This window comes from Paenibacillus sp. FSL R5-0914, from assembly GCF_038004525.1.
Classification (GTDB): domain Bacteria; phylum Bacillota; class Bacilli; order Paenibacillales; family Paenibacillaceae; genus Paenibacillus_AQ.
The window spans coordinates 960,525-976,211 of record NZ_JBBORH010000001.1 but is presented as its reverse complement, the minus strand read 5'-3'; the positions used below and the strand labels follow the sequence as shown (position 1 = coordinate 976,211).

Here is a 15,687-nt window from a genome sequence, read left to right as displayed (position 1 = left end):
CCTCTCCGTATTTACGATGGAATTGCGTCAACTTAAAACGTTTCATACCCTGGCCTCTACCCTCAATTTTAGCCGCGCAGCGGAAGCGCAGAACTACGTCCCCTCAACCATTACGATGCAGATGAAAGCATTAGAGGATGAGCTTGGGGTCAAGCTGGTCGATCGAATGGGGAAAAAGGTGGCGCTGACCGATGCGGGCAGAAGCTTTCTGGGTTATGTGGATCACATTTTGAGTGATCTGGAAGAGGCGCAGCATGCCGTCAAGCAAACGGGTGAAATGACAGGTACGCTAACTATAAGTGCAGATGATACCTTGTGTACGTACCGAATTCCGGCAGTGCTTAAGCGATTTCGCTTACGCTATCCGGGAGTCCGGTTGATGTTTCGCCCGCTCTCGGAGCCAAACCTGAAGCAGAGCTTGCGGGAAGGCAGTGCAGACATTATTTTTGTGCTGGATGAGATCAAGGGAGAGGCAGGACTTTGTGGGGAAAAGGTACTTGACGAGCCCTTCTATTTATTGGTTGCACCAGAGCATCGGCTTGCTTCGCAGACAGCTTTGACGGTTGAGGACTTTAATGGCGAGACCTTCCTACTAACGGAGCAGGGATGCTCCTATCGGATGTTTTTTGAGCGGAGTCTTTCCCAGAAGGCGATGGGAAGCATTACAGAATTAGAGTTTAATAGTGCGGAGGCGATTAAGCAATGTGCCAAAATGGGAATGGGTATCGCCATTTTGCCTGATATGGCTGTAGCAGCAGAGGTGAATCGGGGAGAACTGATTCCGCTACCCTGGGATTTGACAGCTGTATCCTTTGCAACGCAAATGTTCTGGCATGAAGAAAAATGGATCTCGCCCGCGATTGATGCCTTTTTAAATTTAACCAGAGAGACGTTCTCGAACCACCTGCCGGATCGTGGTGAATAAGGGTAAGTCCAGAGAGAAAAAGACAGTTCGAGATGGATATTACTTTGTTAGAAAGTGACATTGTGAAAGATTCTGAACGACGATTCGTTCACATGTGTATACGGATGGGAGCCCAAAGCTTTTATGATTATACATTTGACGCAGCTTACATGTGGGAAGATGTATATACGAATATGCCAATTATCGATCATCTGTGGGGAGAAGCATTCGGAGAACTGAATCTTATACAATCACTCGCTAAATTCAACAAACCAGTATTTATCGGTTTAGGTAGTTATGATTATTTGGTAGCGCCTGTTTCACTTTGGAATTCTGTTGATGAGACCTATGAGCACATAAAAAAGTGATCTTTGAGCATAGTGGTCACAATCCGATGTTTGAAGACCTCAAACCTTTGACAAAGAGCTAAGCAAGTGGATTCTTGAGGGCAATTGAGGCTTCCCTTTGTATAACGAAAAACACTAAGTTAATTCTTAGTGTTTTTTTATTTCCTGCCCCTTTTGGTTTCGCCCAAATAAGTTTTACCATTATGTCTAAAGGCGAAAACTCCGCCTCGGTGTTGATTAATGCCATATTATAAGAAATATGCGTTTGGAATCCCCAAGCGTATATAATATTTTTGAAAATTTCGCTCTATTTATGATACGGTTCGCCTCGCTGTCTGTAACGGCAAGTTGCAAAATGCAGATTGGACAACGAGTTAGGTAACTTCTGACGAATAAAGGAATTTGATCGTCGGGATCTATTCAACATCCATCTTATATTATCCCCGCCGCATTTCCTACAAATTGAACCTCTGAATCGATTCCCTTAATTGTACGGACATTTTGGCTTGTCCCTCCATGGAATCAGTGGCTTTACTCATCACCTCATTCATTTCACCTAGGCTTTCCTTCATTTCACTGGTGTAACCTGCAGCCCTAGAAGAGCTCTCGGAGACGCCTTCAATGACTTCCTTAATATCCGTTACGGCAGAACCCATTAATTCCGTAGAAGTATGTACTTCCTCAGAAAGCGACAGAATCGCTTGTGCATCTCGCTGGTATTGTTGACCAGTTTGGATAAGCAGCTCATAATCCGCTTTTACATCATTGTTCATATAGTCCAATATGTCCTGTGAACTCTTCCCCAGCTTTAGGAATGCATCTTTCACTTGAACGACCATTTCATCAATATGAGATATGGCTTCAGTCGATTCGCCGGCCAATTTTTTTACTCTTTCAGCTACAACCTGAAATCCTTTCCCTTGTTGACCGGCTCTCGCTGCCTCAATGGAAGCATTTAAGGCTAATAGGTTGGTCTGTGAAGAAATTTCCTTAATGCTTGCAGAAATAACATGGATCTCATCCACGATGCGTCCGGTCTCAATGGCATTCAGAAGATTCTGCTGCTTCTCTTCATACGTTCGAATAGCCTTCTCAAGGGAATGAACGGCCTCGACTTCCATTTGCGTCGCTCTTGTCTTTATAGCGCTAGATGTTTCTAAGGAAGCCTTTACTTTATGTGATAATTCATCATTGGATCTAGTCATTTCAAGAAGGGACAACTTAGCGCGTTGTGTATCGTTTAACAAATTTGTCGCGTCTTGCGCAAGAATATGTGACTTCGATTGAATCCTTGCAATACTCGCTGTTGAATTACGTGTTGCGTCCAACATTGCCGAACTAGATTGTTGTATGTTATTCGATGCGTTATCAATTTCCAACACCAAATTCTTGATACTTGTTGAGCCTGTATTTAAAGATTTACTTAACTTGCTTATATCATCGTTCCCCTTGAAGCATAGTTCAGAAGACAAATCGCCTGCTCCAAGCTTATCTGTAAATCTCGCAACCGATTGAATTCTCCTTAGGATTAGTCGATCATACATGAATACAATTATTAGAACCGATATTAGTATGCTGAAAATAGAAGATACGTATAAGCCAATGTTGCCCTCCATAAAATCGTTTTGGATTCCTGCTTTGACGATAACCTCCTTACCGGTATCCAAGATGAAGTTAACGAACTTACCAATATTCGTACCGAGAATTTGAACGAGCACGATGGGGAAAATTAGCTTGAATTTAATGGATTCTAGTGTCCATTTCTTTAGGGTGACTATAATTTTCATAAATTTCTCCTCAATAAATGATCTAGATGTTAGAAATGATGGCTACCCTCCTTCAGAATAATGTCATCAGAAGAACATCGGAGAACAGAAGCATGAACATCGGAGAAATTGACTGAGGCTCCAAGGAAATAGCCGATGGATATAAACAAGGCACACCAGAACAGGGCCCCTACGACCGAGTAGAGTAGGTATTTCCTGAGGCTCATAGCGCTCATCCCTGCCAGATAACAAGTTAGATGCCGGAACCCCGGAATATAATAGCCTATACATATTGCCCAGGGGCCATAATGTTCGAACCAACTTTCTGTTTTCTCCAATCTTTTTGTCGTGAGCCTGATCCATTTCCCATACTTCCACAGCAGCGGCTTGCCGAATTTCCGCCCAAAGGCGTAACTACACAGCATTCCAGTCATTGCCCCAAAGACGCTAACCGAATAAGATAACGGGAAATAAAGCAGTCCAAGTGAAGAAAAATAACCGACAGTCGTCATTAAGATTTCATCAGGCACAGGCAAACCAATAATACCAAGCGCCAAACAGAAGAAAATAGAGATGTACCCGTGTTCTATAATGATGTCCTGTAATAAGGCTATGATGATCACGCTCCGTCTCTAATGGCCCTAGGCAAAGAAATGGTTATTCGGCCGTTTTAGGGAATCTTAATTCTTTTATGGTCATAAATCCTAGTGCCTAGTTGTCATATGACATTTTGAAGTGTCTTGACATGTGGGCGACAAAATGAAACTTGTTGATTGGTGACGAAATGAAACTTGTTGATATGACAAGTCTTTTGCCATACTCGGTTTAGCCAGTTGTTATGAGGGCAAATACATTTTGAGGAGACACCATTCATGAAAAAAAAGATTCGTACCCTCGCATTTCTACTATTATCCGCTACCGCAACGACCGCGTGTATACCAGCTAGTGGTATGCCAGCTGCCACAGCAGTTGCCACACCCATTGCATCTATACAGCCTAGCTTGGAGGGGCCCCGCGATACCAAGGAGCTTGAAGCATTTGCAGATAGCGTTTTTTCAGACGTGATGAAGAAGTATAACACCGTCGGTTCTAATTTTGCGGTCGTGGGCGATGGGAAAGTGTTACTAAGCAAAGGTTACGGTTATGCCGACAAAGAAAAGAAAATTCCCGTTGATAAAGACACCGTTTTCCAGATCGGCTCTGTTACCAAGCAATTCACGGCCTTGGCTGCTATGCAGATGGTCGATAAGGGGAAAATCGATTTGCGAGGCGACATTCAAAAGTACTTAGGAGGATTGAAGATTCCGAATAAAACGGGAAAAAAACTGACCATGTATGATCTGCTTACCTATTCAACCGGATTTGAATTTCCCGATATCGCTTCGTATTATTCAACGGAATACGTTAATAAAGACTATCCAATAAAGGATTTTCTCAAATCACATATGTCAGAGGTTGTGAGGCCTCCGGGAGAAGCATACGTTTATGACAATCTTGGGTTTTTGCTAGCGGGGTATGCGGTAGAGAACGCCTCGGGAATGCCCTATTCGAAGTATATGGAGAAAAACATTTTCAACCCGTTAGGCATGACCTCAACGAATGTGCGGATTACGCCTGAACTATTAGGCAGAATGGCTGCTCACTATGGACCGAACGGTGAAAAGATCCCCATGGATGGAACTATGCCTACAGAAAAACCTGAAGGTGGTATCATCTCAACTGCAGATGACATGGCGAAGTATCTCTTAATGCATCTGAACAAAGGAAATTATGATGGCAACGAAATTGTGAGCCAAAAAAGCATAGAGCAAATGCACACATACCAGTTTTTTGCTGATAAAACGATTCCTATTACAACAATCGGGTTCGAAGCCTACTTCCCTGAGAAGATGAATGGTCAACATGTGATTCTAAAAGGAGGGAATGTTACAGGGCATTCATCCCTGATTGTTATTCTGCCTGAGAAAAATGCAGCCTTTTATCTGTCCAACAATGACGACAACGCCCAGTTTAGCATTGACGTGTATGAAGCGTTTATGAATCACTATTATCCGAGAAAGACAGAAGTTTCAAAGCCAACCTATTCGGCAATCAGTGAGCAGCAAGCCAAAGCGTATGTCGGATTATATAAAAACATTCGTATGGATGCTTTGAGGAATAAGGTTTCTTATTCGAACGGGAAGTTAGTTTCGGAAACACCTTCGGGCAAGCATACGCTGAAAATGATCCACCCTTTATTGTTCGAAGATGAATCAGGTAATAAAGTGACGTTTAAGAAAAACGCAGCTGGCCAGATTGCATATATGTATTCTACGACTCTACCAGACTTAGCTTCATTTTCAGAAAAAGTTAACCTTGATTCACCATTCTCTGATGTACCTGCGAATAGTAAGTATAAATCATATATTAACAATCTCAACGCTTTGAAAGTCATGAGCGGGAAGTCTTCCCATATCTTTGATCCAAAAGGAACGATGACTCAAGCTGAATTCTCAGAAGTGCTACTTCGTGCCCAGGGGTGGCATAAAATGCCTTTCTTGCTTGCAGCCAATAAGAAGCAGATGAAAGCCGGACTGCCTAATTTTTATCCTAATTCTCCGATCACTAGACAAATGGCGGCGGTAATGATCCAAAACCTGAGACAGGTAGAGCCTAGCACGAAGGTTAAACTGAGTGGCACAACGGATGCTTGGGCAGTTGAAGCCATCAAAGCGCTTGTATCCCAAGGGATCATGGACCCGGATACGAAGGTTAAATCTGATGGCTCCGTAAACTTCCGTTCAAAAGAACTTTTGTTACGTCAAGAAGCTAGTGCCTTATTGGATCAAGCATTTAATTATATTTTACCAATCCGTCACTAATTAATTCGATTCATGAACTCTAGCCAAGTTGAAGGGCTTGTATAGTAAGAAACAAGCGGCTGCCTATGGCTGCCGCTTGTTTTTAGTTATTGCCGTGTCCAACGGCATTCTATTCCTAGCGATAAGGTTTATTCCAGCAGCCCGGCCTCTAGTGCTTTTTGCACCGCATCTTCCCGGTTGCGAACCCCCAACTTCATGTAGGCCGATGATGCATAGTTTCTAACCGTACCATCGGATAAATACAATTTGGAGGCAATCGTTTTATATCGTAGACCTTTCGACACGAACTTCAGTACCTCAATCTCCCGTAGCGTTAAATCATAGGCGGCTCTCATTTGGGTTGGTGACGTATCGTCCCCGGTCTTATCCGCCTCCAGCTGTGTGAACAATTTGTGTGACATTTCTTGATCGATCAAGGTGCCTCCACGATAAACCGTGCGTATCGTCTCAGCAAGTTCTGCCGGCTTGATGGATTTTAATAAATATCCGTCAGCTCCGCTTCGCAACACTTCCAGAGCCTGCCTAGTATCTTCGAACGTGGTAAGAATCAGAATGCGTATCTGGGGCCACATTTCCTTCATGGTACGAGATGCGGTGATCCCATCCATGTTCGGCATGTCCAAATCCATAAGGACCAGTTGAGGTTGAACCTGCTTGCAGAGCGCAATGGCTTGTTCACCATCCTATTTGACTTTAAGCTTCTCGCACAAGTAACCCAACTTTCTGCGCCCCGTGAGCGGTCAAGTCCAAAGCTTTTCGCCGTTACTTATGATACGGTTCCCCCCGATTTATCTTCACCGCGCGATAAATCTGCTCCACCAGCACCAGGCGCATGAGCTGATGGGGCAGCGTCATGCGCCCGAAGCTCATGCGCTGCTGCGCGCGGCGCATGACCTCATCGGAGAGCCCATGGCTCCCTCCGATGACGAACACGACATGGCTCGTCCCGTAGGTGCCGAGCCGGTCAATTTCTGCGGCAAGCTCTTCCGAGCTCCACAGCTTGCCGTCAATCGCGAGCGCAATGACATGCGCCTCGCTCTTTATGTGCGCGAGGATGCGTTCCCCCTCGCGTGCCTTAACAATACCGACCTCTGCTTCGCTTAGAGAGTCGGGTGCTTTTTCATCTGCCACCTCAATCACCTGAAATTTCAGGTACGGTGTCAGCCGTTTAGCATACTCCGCGATGCCATTGATCAAGTACTTTTCCTTCAATTTTCCTACGCCAATAATTTGAATAAGCATAAGTGCCTCCTGTTATAGTCCTCTATTGAAATAGCAAAAGGACGCGCACTGGGCGTCCCTTGTAGTTTTAGTAAGTAGCTTCCTAATCTTTCGCATTCCTTAAATGGCCTATTCTTCAGACAATCCATCCCCTACTTACTCTCCTCCCGCTCCTCCATCGCAAAATCCGGCTTTTCCCCAGCTTCGTAAGCACTCAATATAGAATCCAGCAAACCTGGGAACCTTGCGTTAAGATCCTCCGTCCGCAACGACAGTATGCGCTGGGTTCCTTGCACCCGCGTAAACACAACCCCTGACTCGCGCAGCGTACGGGCATGGTGAGACATGGTGGATTTGGCGATCGGAACGTTGAAGCCGTTGCAAGCCTGTTCTCCATTTCTATGAATATCCGATACGATATGGAGGCGAATCGGATCGCTGAGCGCATACAATACGGAAGCAAGCTGAATGTCCTTGCGGTCCGGATGAAATAGTATTTTCATGGATGATTATCCCCTTTGTCCTACTTTTAATGCGAAAAAAATATTGGTGATCCTAATTGCATTTTATATCAACGCATGCTATATTTCAATTGTTCGTAAGTAATCGAACTATTAAACAATAATAAAAGGAGTGCTTCGCACATGACTTCTGTAAATAATCTTTCCGCGAATGCGGATCATGAAGCCTCCGTTCCGGAAGCGACTCTTCCACGGGAAGGCCTGCTGACTCTGCTGTTCAGCATCGCTGTGGTTCTCGTCATCATGAATACAGCCATGTTCAATCTGGCACTGCCTGATGTAACCGAAGCCTTCGGCATTACAGCTGCATCCGCTTCTTGGATTGTTACCGGGTATTCCATTATGTTTTCGATTGCCTCAATCACGTACAGCCGGCTCTCTGATTTTCTGCCGATCCGCCGCCTGCTGGTGATAGGCTTGTTGACGCTAGGCTTTGCGGCTGTGGCCGGCTTCTTCAGCACCAACTTTATCTTTCTGCTTATCGTGCGCATTCTACAGGCGTCGGGCGCGGGCGCAGTAATGTCCTTATCTCTTGTTCTGTTTACCCGCTATGTCCCGCAAGCCCGTCGCGGTAAAGCGATGGCGACGATAATGTCAGCCGTTTCACTCGGCCTAGGCCTTGGTCCGGTCGCGGGCGGAGCCATCGTCGAATATCTCGGCTGGATCTGGTTGTTCGCTGTAACGGCAGCTATTTTGCTTCTCGTGCCGTTGTTCCTTATCCTGTTGCCTAAAGAGGTGCCCACCCGAGGCTCCTTTGATGTGCTTGGTGGGCTGCTCTTGGGCGTCGGCACCACCGGTCTGCTGCTGTTCCTGACTAGTGGGCTGTGGGTGGCCTTGGTCGCCGGACTTGTCGCCATCGCTTTATTTGTTGGCCGCATCCGCAGCACGCCCGACCCATTTGTAATGCCCGCGCTTTTCCGTAACCGCTCATATCTCGTACTGACGGTGGTCGGTATCGCCTCCTATCTGTGCAGCTTCGCCACCTTGTTCCTGCTGCCACAGATTTTGACTCATCGCTTTGGCTTCAGTGCAAGTCATGCCGGGCTTGTGATCTTTCCGGGTTCGCTGCTCGCCATTTTCGTTTCCCGCTCCGTCGGACGAATCATCGACCGTTATGGCAATGCGGGGATATTGCGTTTCGCTCCACTGCTTGTGTTGACTGCTACTGTCCTGTTCGCATTCTTCGCTGGGCGGTCCTGGATTGCCGTTATGCTTATCTATATGATTATGAGTCTTGCCTTCACGACATTGTCCAGTAGTGTATCCAATGAAATCTCACGGATTCTGCCTTCCTCACAAATAGGCTCCGGGATGGGACTGTTCCAGCTACTGCAATTCTTTAGCGGCGCCTTCAGCGTAGCTATGGCCGCAAGTGCATTGGAATGGCAGCGTGGGCTGCCGCTCCGGGCCGCTTACTCGAACATCTACTGGGGACTCTCTATTGCAGCAATGCTTGCCATCATCTCAGCCATTGTCTACCGCAAGAATAACCGAGGTAGCTCCCTGACCAATATGGCAGATGCAGCTGATGCATAAGATTAATCCTCCAATGCACCTATAATTATTCCACGCAAAAACACCTTGCGGCCCATTTCCGGGACTGCAAGGTGTTTTTTTATAAGTCTTAAAGGTCCTTTAGACCACCAAATATTCAGCGTTCTTCTCACATTGGGTGCACTTTGCCGGCGGGTCCCAGTCAGAGAATTCCGTTTCCTTCAAATCCACTACATCTGGTGCATCTTCATATTCGTCCACAAACAAATCAATAGCTAATTCTACATGTTCTTTACATACTACATACATTCAACCAAGCATCCCTTTCTGTGCCGCTACGGCCTAATACTCCTTCTATTGTTCTACCATACTTCCCACGAAAATGGAACTCCTATCTATCCATTCCAGCGATCTGTTCATCCATTGTCTATATTCTTGCCCTTCACCAAAAAAAGATTCCTCTCACCCCGAAGGGCAAAAGGAATCTCATCACTTCTCTCTCTCTATTTTCTATAAATATTATTTTAAACTCTCCATCCTACCCTAGAAACTCCACCGGACGATCCAGCTCATACAATCTGCGGTAACGTGGTTCTTTTTTCATCAGCTCCGCATGGGTTCCACGCATTTCTACTGAGCCATTTTCCATAAAAATCACTTCATCCATCTGCTCCGCACCGACCAAATGATGCGTTACCCAAATTAGTGACTTACCCTTCATGGCTTCGAACATTGTCTTCAAAAGATCACGTTCCGTCCGCGGGTCCAACCCTACAGTCGGTTCGTCGAGTATGACAACAGGTGTATTTTGCAGCAAAATACGAGCTAACGCTATCCGCTGACGCTCTCCACCAGAGAATCGTTGCCCTGCTTCACGGACAAAGGTATCATATCCATCTGGCAACGAGGAGATCAACGTATCCATTTTGGCTAAGGCGCCAGCTTCTTTAATGGCTTGTTCGGAAGCCTTCGGATCACCCATACGAATATTGTTAGCTACTGTAGTATCGAACAAATGTGGACTCTGATTAAGCACCGCTATAATAGAAGGAATATGCTCGCCATAGGCATCTGCAGCGATTCCATTAATCGTAACCGAGCCGTCAGAAGGTTCAATAACACCTTGAATAGCCTTTAATAACGTCGATTTACCCGCACCACTTCGGCCGATAATCGCAATCTTTTTACCTTGTGGAATATCGAGGCTGAGATCGCGAACCGACCAGTTAGCCTCTGAACCATAGTGGTAACCTACATTTTCGAGCTTGATGTGAGCACTCTTCATGGCCTGAGGCAGAGCATCGACTACAGTTGCTTTTTCAGAGACGATGTTCTGCTCAGTTCCATTTACACCAGACAATCGCTCTAAGGAGTTACGGTACTGCGGGATTTTCTCCACCGCTTCAGACACTGGAAGAAAGGCATCTGCTACAGGAAAAACAACCAGTACGAACGCCGCAATCAATGTACCCGCAATAGCACCATCTGCAAACTCTCCAGCGGCCCAATACAGCATAGAAAGCACGCCAATCCCAATTACCGCTTGCCCAATGAACGTACGAATACGTGCCCAGCTGCGCAGCGCTGCATCGGTTTTGGCTACTTTTCTCTCATCTGCTTCATAAGTGTCTACGAACTGGCTTTGTCGTCCACTAATGACCCAGTCACCCATACCAAGTACGGCGTCAGTCAGCTTTTGATAGAGACGATTACGCTCTACTTTCACTTCACGTTGGCGCTTCTGTGTGAACAATAGAGATAAGAACGGCAACACCACTACTAACACCAATATATACAGAGCCATCAAAAGCGCAAAGGCGATATCAAAAGTACCCAGTGCAATCACAGCTGCTCCATAAATCAGCAAAGCAATAATGCTTGGAAACACGGTGCGCAGATATACATTTTGCAAATATTCAATGTCATCCGCAAGCATCCCGAGAATATCCCCAGTGCGGAAGCGTGACGACAGGAACAAAGCCTGTGGCTCCAAAATATTGTACAGACGCACACGCATCTTAGATAGAATTCGCAAAATCGTGTCATGCCCAACTAAACGTTCTACATAATGAATGACAGCCCGACTCGTTCCGAACGTACGCACACCTACAATCGGTACATAAATCATTAGAATATTTTCGACGGGTGTAGACGCTTTTGAGATCAGAAATCCTGAAGTATACATTAATGATGAGGCTGTAAAAATCGTCAACGCTCCAAGCACGATAATAAGCACAAAACGCCAAAAATACGACGATACATACGGAGCAAACCATCCTTCACGTTTCAATGGATTCCCTCCAATTGCGACCCAATCAACTCATAATACGCACCCTTGCGGGCAAGCAACTCCTGATGGGTACCGATTTCTGCCACTTTTCCTTGTTTCATTACTACAATAATGTCCATATCAAGCATCCAGTGCAGGCGATGTGTAGCCAGAAAGACCAGCTTTCCTTCAAAAAGAGGCACCATCGTCTCCTTCAGCTCATATTCCGTCTCAATATCCAGATGCGCCGTTGGCTCATCTAATAACATAATTGGACGACTGCTGAGTAAAGCTCGAGCCAGCGCAACCCGCTGCTCCTGCCCGCCACTGAACGAACGACCGCCGCCGCCGATCATCTCATCCAAGCCATTTGGAAGGGTTGCCACCAGCTCTGATAATCCGGTAGCTTTCACAGCTGCAGCCACAGCTTCCATAGAAGCCTCAGGGTAATAGAAGCGAATATTATCAGCCAATGTACCACTAAAAATATAAGGGCGCTGCGGGATATACGAGGTCTGCTTTCGCCAAGCCTCATCCGTTAATGCGCTAACCGTTGTACCGTTAACCGTGATACTTCCTGAAGTAGGGTGCAAAAAGCCCCCTAGTATATCCACTAACGTAGATTTACCGGCCCCACTCTCTCCGATAATCCCAATTTTGCTTGCTCCTTTAAATTGCAGGTTCACCGCTTCCAGCGAAGAAAGACCAGCTTCCTCGTATTTCACACTGACATCATTTAATGTAAGTGTGCTATTTTTATGCCAAGTGAATATCTCTTCTGGTGTTTTCGATGCTGATTTCAATGCTTGGTCACCATTAGAACCTACTACTTCAGCTTTCACTTCATCCTGATCTATAATGCTCTTCATTGCCTCAGCGGCTTCCTTACCATCGAGAGTAGCATGGAAATCCGAACCTACCAATCGTACAGGCAAAAAATATTCCGGTGCCAAGATCAGAATGGTTAAGCCCGTAACCAGTGTCATCTGATCGTTGACCAGACGCAGGCCGAGACTTACCGCGACGGAAGCAACGGATAACATCGTAAAGAAGTCCAGCGCGAACGAAGATAAAAAGGCTACTCGCAGTGTACGCATCGTCGCCGAGCGATATCGATCGCTGACGGTGGCAATACTCGTGCTATGACTACGACTGCGGCCCAGAAATTTCAGCGTTTCTAGCCCACGGAGAGAGTCTACGAAATGATTAGATAAGGTGCGATAAGATTTTAGCTGACGGTCCATCTGCTTGCGAGCCGTCATCCCGATCAAGATCATAAAAACAATAATAATCGGCATGGTGATCGTTAGAATTATCCCACTCGCGGTATCCATCTTGTAGATATAAATAAGCACCAAAATCGGTGTAATTGACATCCCTACCATTCTAGGGATAATCGCTTCTAAATATGTGCGGAACTTTGTTACGCCTTCCAGCACAAGTGTGACAAGATCCCCGGTTCCACGCCCGCCCACCATTCTGGGTCCAAGCTGGAAGAGCTTATCCATCATTTCCCTCCGCATGTTGCTGCCTGTTGCTTCCGCAAAGCGGTAAGAGATACGGCTCATCAGCATGGCGCAAGCATGGCGCACTAGAAATGCAAGAAGGAACAATAGCGAAGTAGCCCATTGTTCCTTCAGAGGTTCTCCTGCAAATAGCGCAGAGATGACTTCTGCCAGCCATTTGGCCAGCAGAAGTATGGACATGCTTTGCACCAGGGTAAGGAGGCCAACGATCAGAAATACCGGCTTAACTCCTTTATACCCAAGCAAATTTTTATCCATTAGTATTCAAGATGCTCCTTCTCGTGAACGCGTTTATGAAAGACAAAGTAACTCCAAATTTGATATCCCAATACGAATGGAAGGATGGTCAGTGCCACAATCGTCATTACCTTTAAAGAGTAATGTCCCGAAGCCGCATTGGTGATTGTCAAATTAAAGGCTTGATCGATTGAACTAATCATAACACGTGGGAACAATCCTACAAAGATAGAAGTTACGGACAATGCTATTACCGCTCCTGTCATACCAAAAGCATAGCCATCCTTCTTCTTCGTCATGAAATAACCCGATAATATAAACGCGATAATTCCCAGCGCTACTATAATCATAAGAACTAAACCACGTTGTTCGAAAATATCAGTCATATAATAAGTCATTACCACGAAAGCAAGCAATAAAGCCCCAAGTGGCAAAAGCAATCTTTGCGCCATTTTTCGAGCGCGAGCCTGTAGATCTCCCACTGTACGCAACGTTGTGAACATGAGACCATGTACCAAACAAAGAAGGACAACAGTCACACCAGCTACTACGGTATACACATTTACGATATCTGTAAAACCTGCGTACATTTGCATATCGCCATCAATCGGCAAACCTTTGATGAAGCTGGCGAACACCACAGCAAGGAGGAAAGGTGGGAGGAAGCTGCCGAAAAAGATACAAACATCCCAAGTTTTTTTCCAAGCTACTGAATCCCGTTTACCTCTAAATTCAAAAGCAACACCACGTGCAATCAAAGCTAATAAAGCAAAGACAAAGGGAATGTAAAATCCGCTAAACAACGTTGCATACCACTCAGGGAAAGCCGCAAACATTGCACCCGCAGCAGTAATTAACCATACCTCGTTTCCATCCCAGAAGGGTCCGATCGAGTTAATCAGAATCCGGCGCTCAGTGTCATTCTTAGCGAGAATTTGTGTTTCCATCCCTACGCCGAAATCGAAACCCTCCAGGAAGAAGAACCCTATAAACAGAACTGCAATGAGCACAAACCACAATTCATTAAGAGACATCATTGGGCGCCCTCCTCGTTATATGGATCATGCGAATCCCCGTGATCGTTATCCATCGCATAAGGACCTTTTTTAATCACTTTCATAAACAAACCAATTAGAACTAATCCGAGAATGGCGTAAATCGCTGTAAAAGAAATAACAGAGAATAGAACCTGACCACTTGTAATGTTAGGCGACACACTGTCTTCCGTTGTCATCAATCCGAATACCGTCCATGGCTGACGCCCGAATTCGGTCATGACCCAACCTGCTGTATTCGCAATTGGAGGAAGCAGTATTCCCCATAACATAAACCGCATAAACCAAGTGTTTGGACGGTCCATCTTTTTGCGCCACATTAAATACATTGCGTACATACCCATTACGATCATTAACGTTCCTGCTAGAACCATGATCCGGAAACTCCAGAATGTCGTACGTACTGGCGGGATATAGTCACCGGGGCCATAGGTTTGCTCATACTCAGCTTGCAGCTCAAGCATACCTTTAACTTCACCGGAAAATTTACTGTATGAAAGGAAGCTTAGCATATACGGAATTTGAAATTCTCCAGTACTTTCTTGCTTCTCAGGATCAATATTTGCCCATACGGTCCAAGGTGCCGGGTCACCACTCTTACCCCACAGTCCTTCGGAAGCCGCCATCTTCATAGGTTGAGTCTCAACCAAATACTGTGCTTGCGCATGGCCTGCCACGGCTACACCAATAGAAGAAATGATACCTACGATTGCTGCAATTTGAAAAGATTTCTTAAAGAAAGATACATCTTGTTTCTTCAATATTTTATACGCACTAATACCCGTTACGAGGAAGGCGCCTGTTGCATACGCAGCAAGAACCGTGTGCGGGAATTCAACCAGCAATTGTCCGTTCGTAATGAGCGCGAAGAAATCATTCATTTCTGCCCGTCCATTATTTATCTCAAATCCCACAGGATGCTGCATAAAGGAGTTCGCTGCTAGAATCCAGAAAGCGGATAACATCGTACCGAAAGCTACTAGCCAGATGGATAACAAGTGCACTCTTTTGGACACTTTGTCCCAGCCGAATATCCAGATGCCAATAAAAGTAGACTCCAGAAAAAAAGCTGCCAATGCTTCGACTGCAAGTGGAGCCCCGAATACATCACCCACAAAACGTGAATAATCAGACCAGTTCATCCCGAACTGAAATTCCTGCAAAATACCTGTAACTACCCCTACTGCAAAGTTGATGAGAAACAGCTTTCCCCAGAACTGTGCCATTCTTTTGTACTCTTCATTGCCTTTTCTAACGTACATGGTCTCCATGATCGCAATCAAGAGCGCTAGTCCGATTGATACCGGTACAAAGAAATAGTGGAATATTGTCGTCGACGCAAATTGTATACGCGACAGCATTACTGTATCCATATTTTTCCCTTCCTTCTCCCCTTTTCGTTAATTATATTGTGTCAAAAATTTAGACGTCATTTTGTGATAAATGTCACACAAAGGGGTACTTTTAACGGTGAAATTCAAATGAT

12 protein-coding genes and 2 pseudogenes are annotated in these 15,687 nt (G+C 45.5%); 4 read left to right on the top strand and 10 right to left on the bottom strand.

Annotated elements, in window-relative coordinates; translation table 11 throughout:
* Positions 1–16: 16 nt before the first annotated feature.
* Positions 17–925, top strand: a complete 909-nt coding sequence (locus MKX60_RS04225; RefSeq protein ID WP_076298094.1) for a LysR family transcriptional regulator — start codon at positions 17–19, stop codon at positions 923–925.
* 5 nt (positions 926–930) lie between these two features.
* Positions 931–1,360, top strand: a pseudogene (locus MKX60_RS04220) (alpha/beta fold hydrolase); the annotation flags it as partial.
* A gap of 346 nt (positions 1,361–1,706) precedes the next feature.
* Here the strand turns inward: MKX60_RS04220 and MKX60_RS04215 are convergent.
* Both MKX60_RS04215 and MKX60_RS04210 read right to left on the bottom strand, forming a co-directional pair.
* Positions 1,707–3,038, bottom strand: coding sequence for a methyl-accepting chemotaxis protein (locus MKX60_RS04215; protein WP_076285048.1), 1,332 nt, complete (start codon positions 3,036–3,038; stop codon positions 1,707–1,709).
* A 29-nt stretch (positions 3,039–3,067) separates the two neighbouring features.
* Entirely contained in the window at positions 3,068–3,631 is a 564-nt protein-coding gene (locus tag MKX60_RS04210) for a DedA family protein (protein ID WP_076285084.1), read from the bottom strand.
* Positions 3,632–3,889: 258 nt separating this feature from the next.
* On the opposite strand from MKX60_RS04210, the gene MKX60_RS04205 reads away from it, so the two are divergent.
* Positions 3,890–5,878: a serine hydrolase gene (locus MKX60_RS04205; RefSeq protein ID WP_341059113.1), complete on the top strand. Its 1,989-nt coding sequence runs from the start codon at positions 3,890–3,892 to the stop codon at positions 5,876–5,878.
* A gap of 128 nt (positions 5,879–6,006) precedes the next feature.
* Here the strand turns inward: MKX60_RS04205 and MKX60_RS04200 are convergent.
* From MKX60_RS04200 to MKX60_RS04190, 3 genes and pseudogenes are all read right to left on the bottom strand, one after another.
* Positions 6,007–6,561: pseudogene (locus tag MKX60_RS04200) on the bottom strand (response regulator); the annotation flags it as partial.
* Positions 6,562–6,640: 79 nt separating this feature from the next.
* Positions 6,641–7,120, bottom strand: coding sequence for a 23S rRNA (pseudouridine(1915)-N(3))-methyltransferase RlmH (rlmH, locus tag MKX60_RS04195; RefSeq protein ID WP_042131690.1), 480 nt, complete (start codon positions 7,118–7,120; stop codon positions 6,641–6,643).
* Positions 7,121–7,251: 131 nt separating this feature from the next.
* Positions 7,252–7,602 carry an ArsR/SmtB family transcription factor gene (locus tag MKX60_RS04190; RefSeq protein WP_060626266.1) on the bottom strand — a complete coding sequence of 117 codons (351 nt, stop codon included), beginning with the start codon at positions 7,600–7,602 and terminating at the stop codon, positions 7,252–7,254.
* 141 nt (positions 7,603–7,743) lie between these two features.
* Here MKX60_RS04190 and MKX60_RS04185 point away from each other — a divergent pair, with 141 nt between their 5' ends.
* Entirely contained in the window at positions 7,744–9,156 is a 1,413-nt protein-coding gene (locus MKX60_RS04185; RefSeq protein ID WP_341059112.1) for an MFS transporter, read from the top strand.
* Positions 9,157–9,255: 99 nt separating this feature from the next.
* Here MKX60_RS04185 and MKX60_RS04180 read toward each other — a convergent pair whose 3' ends face one another.
* The 5 genes from MKX60_RS04180 to MKX60_RS04160 all read right to left on the bottom strand — a co-directional run bounded on the left by MKX60_RS04180 (position 9,256) and on the right by MKX60_RS04160 (position 15,574).
* Positions 9,256–9,423, bottom strand: coding sequence for a CxxH/CxxC protein (locus tag MKX60_RS04180; RefSeq protein WP_076120603.1), 168 nt, complete (start codon positions 9,421–9,423; stop codon positions 9,256–9,258).
* A 229-nt stretch (positions 9,424–9,652) separates the two neighbouring features.
* On the bottom strand, positions 9,653–11,404 hold the full coding sequence (gene cydC / locus MKX60_RS04175) for a thiol reductant ABC exporter subunit CydC (RefSeq protein ID WP_042193022.1): 1,752 nt from the start codon (positions 11,402–11,404) through the stop codon (positions 9,653–9,655).
* Positions 11,401–13,167, bottom strand: coding sequence for a thiol reductant ABC exporter subunit CydD (gene cydD / locus MKX60_RS04170; RefSeq protein WP_042193023.1), 1,767 nt, complete (start codon positions 13,165–13,167; stop codon positions 11,401–11,403). Before cydD ends, cydC begins: the two co-directional genes overlap by 4 nt.
* Positions 13,167–14,183: a cytochrome d ubiquinol oxidase subunit II gene (gene cydB, locus MKX60_RS04165; protein ID WP_042193024.1), complete on the bottom strand. Its 1,017-nt coding sequence runs from the start codon at positions 14,181–14,183 to the stop codon at positions 13,167–13,169. Before cydB ends, cydD begins: the two co-directional genes overlap by 1 nt.
* Positions 14,180–15,574, bottom strand: coding sequence for a cytochrome ubiquinol oxidase subunit I (locus MKX60_RS04160; protein ID WP_341059109.1), 1,395 nt, complete (start codon positions 15,572–15,574; stop codon positions 14,180–14,182). The genes cydB and MKX60_RS04160 overlap by 4 nt, the downstream gene beginning before the upstream one ends.
* Positions 15,575–15,687: the final 113 nt, after the last annotated feature.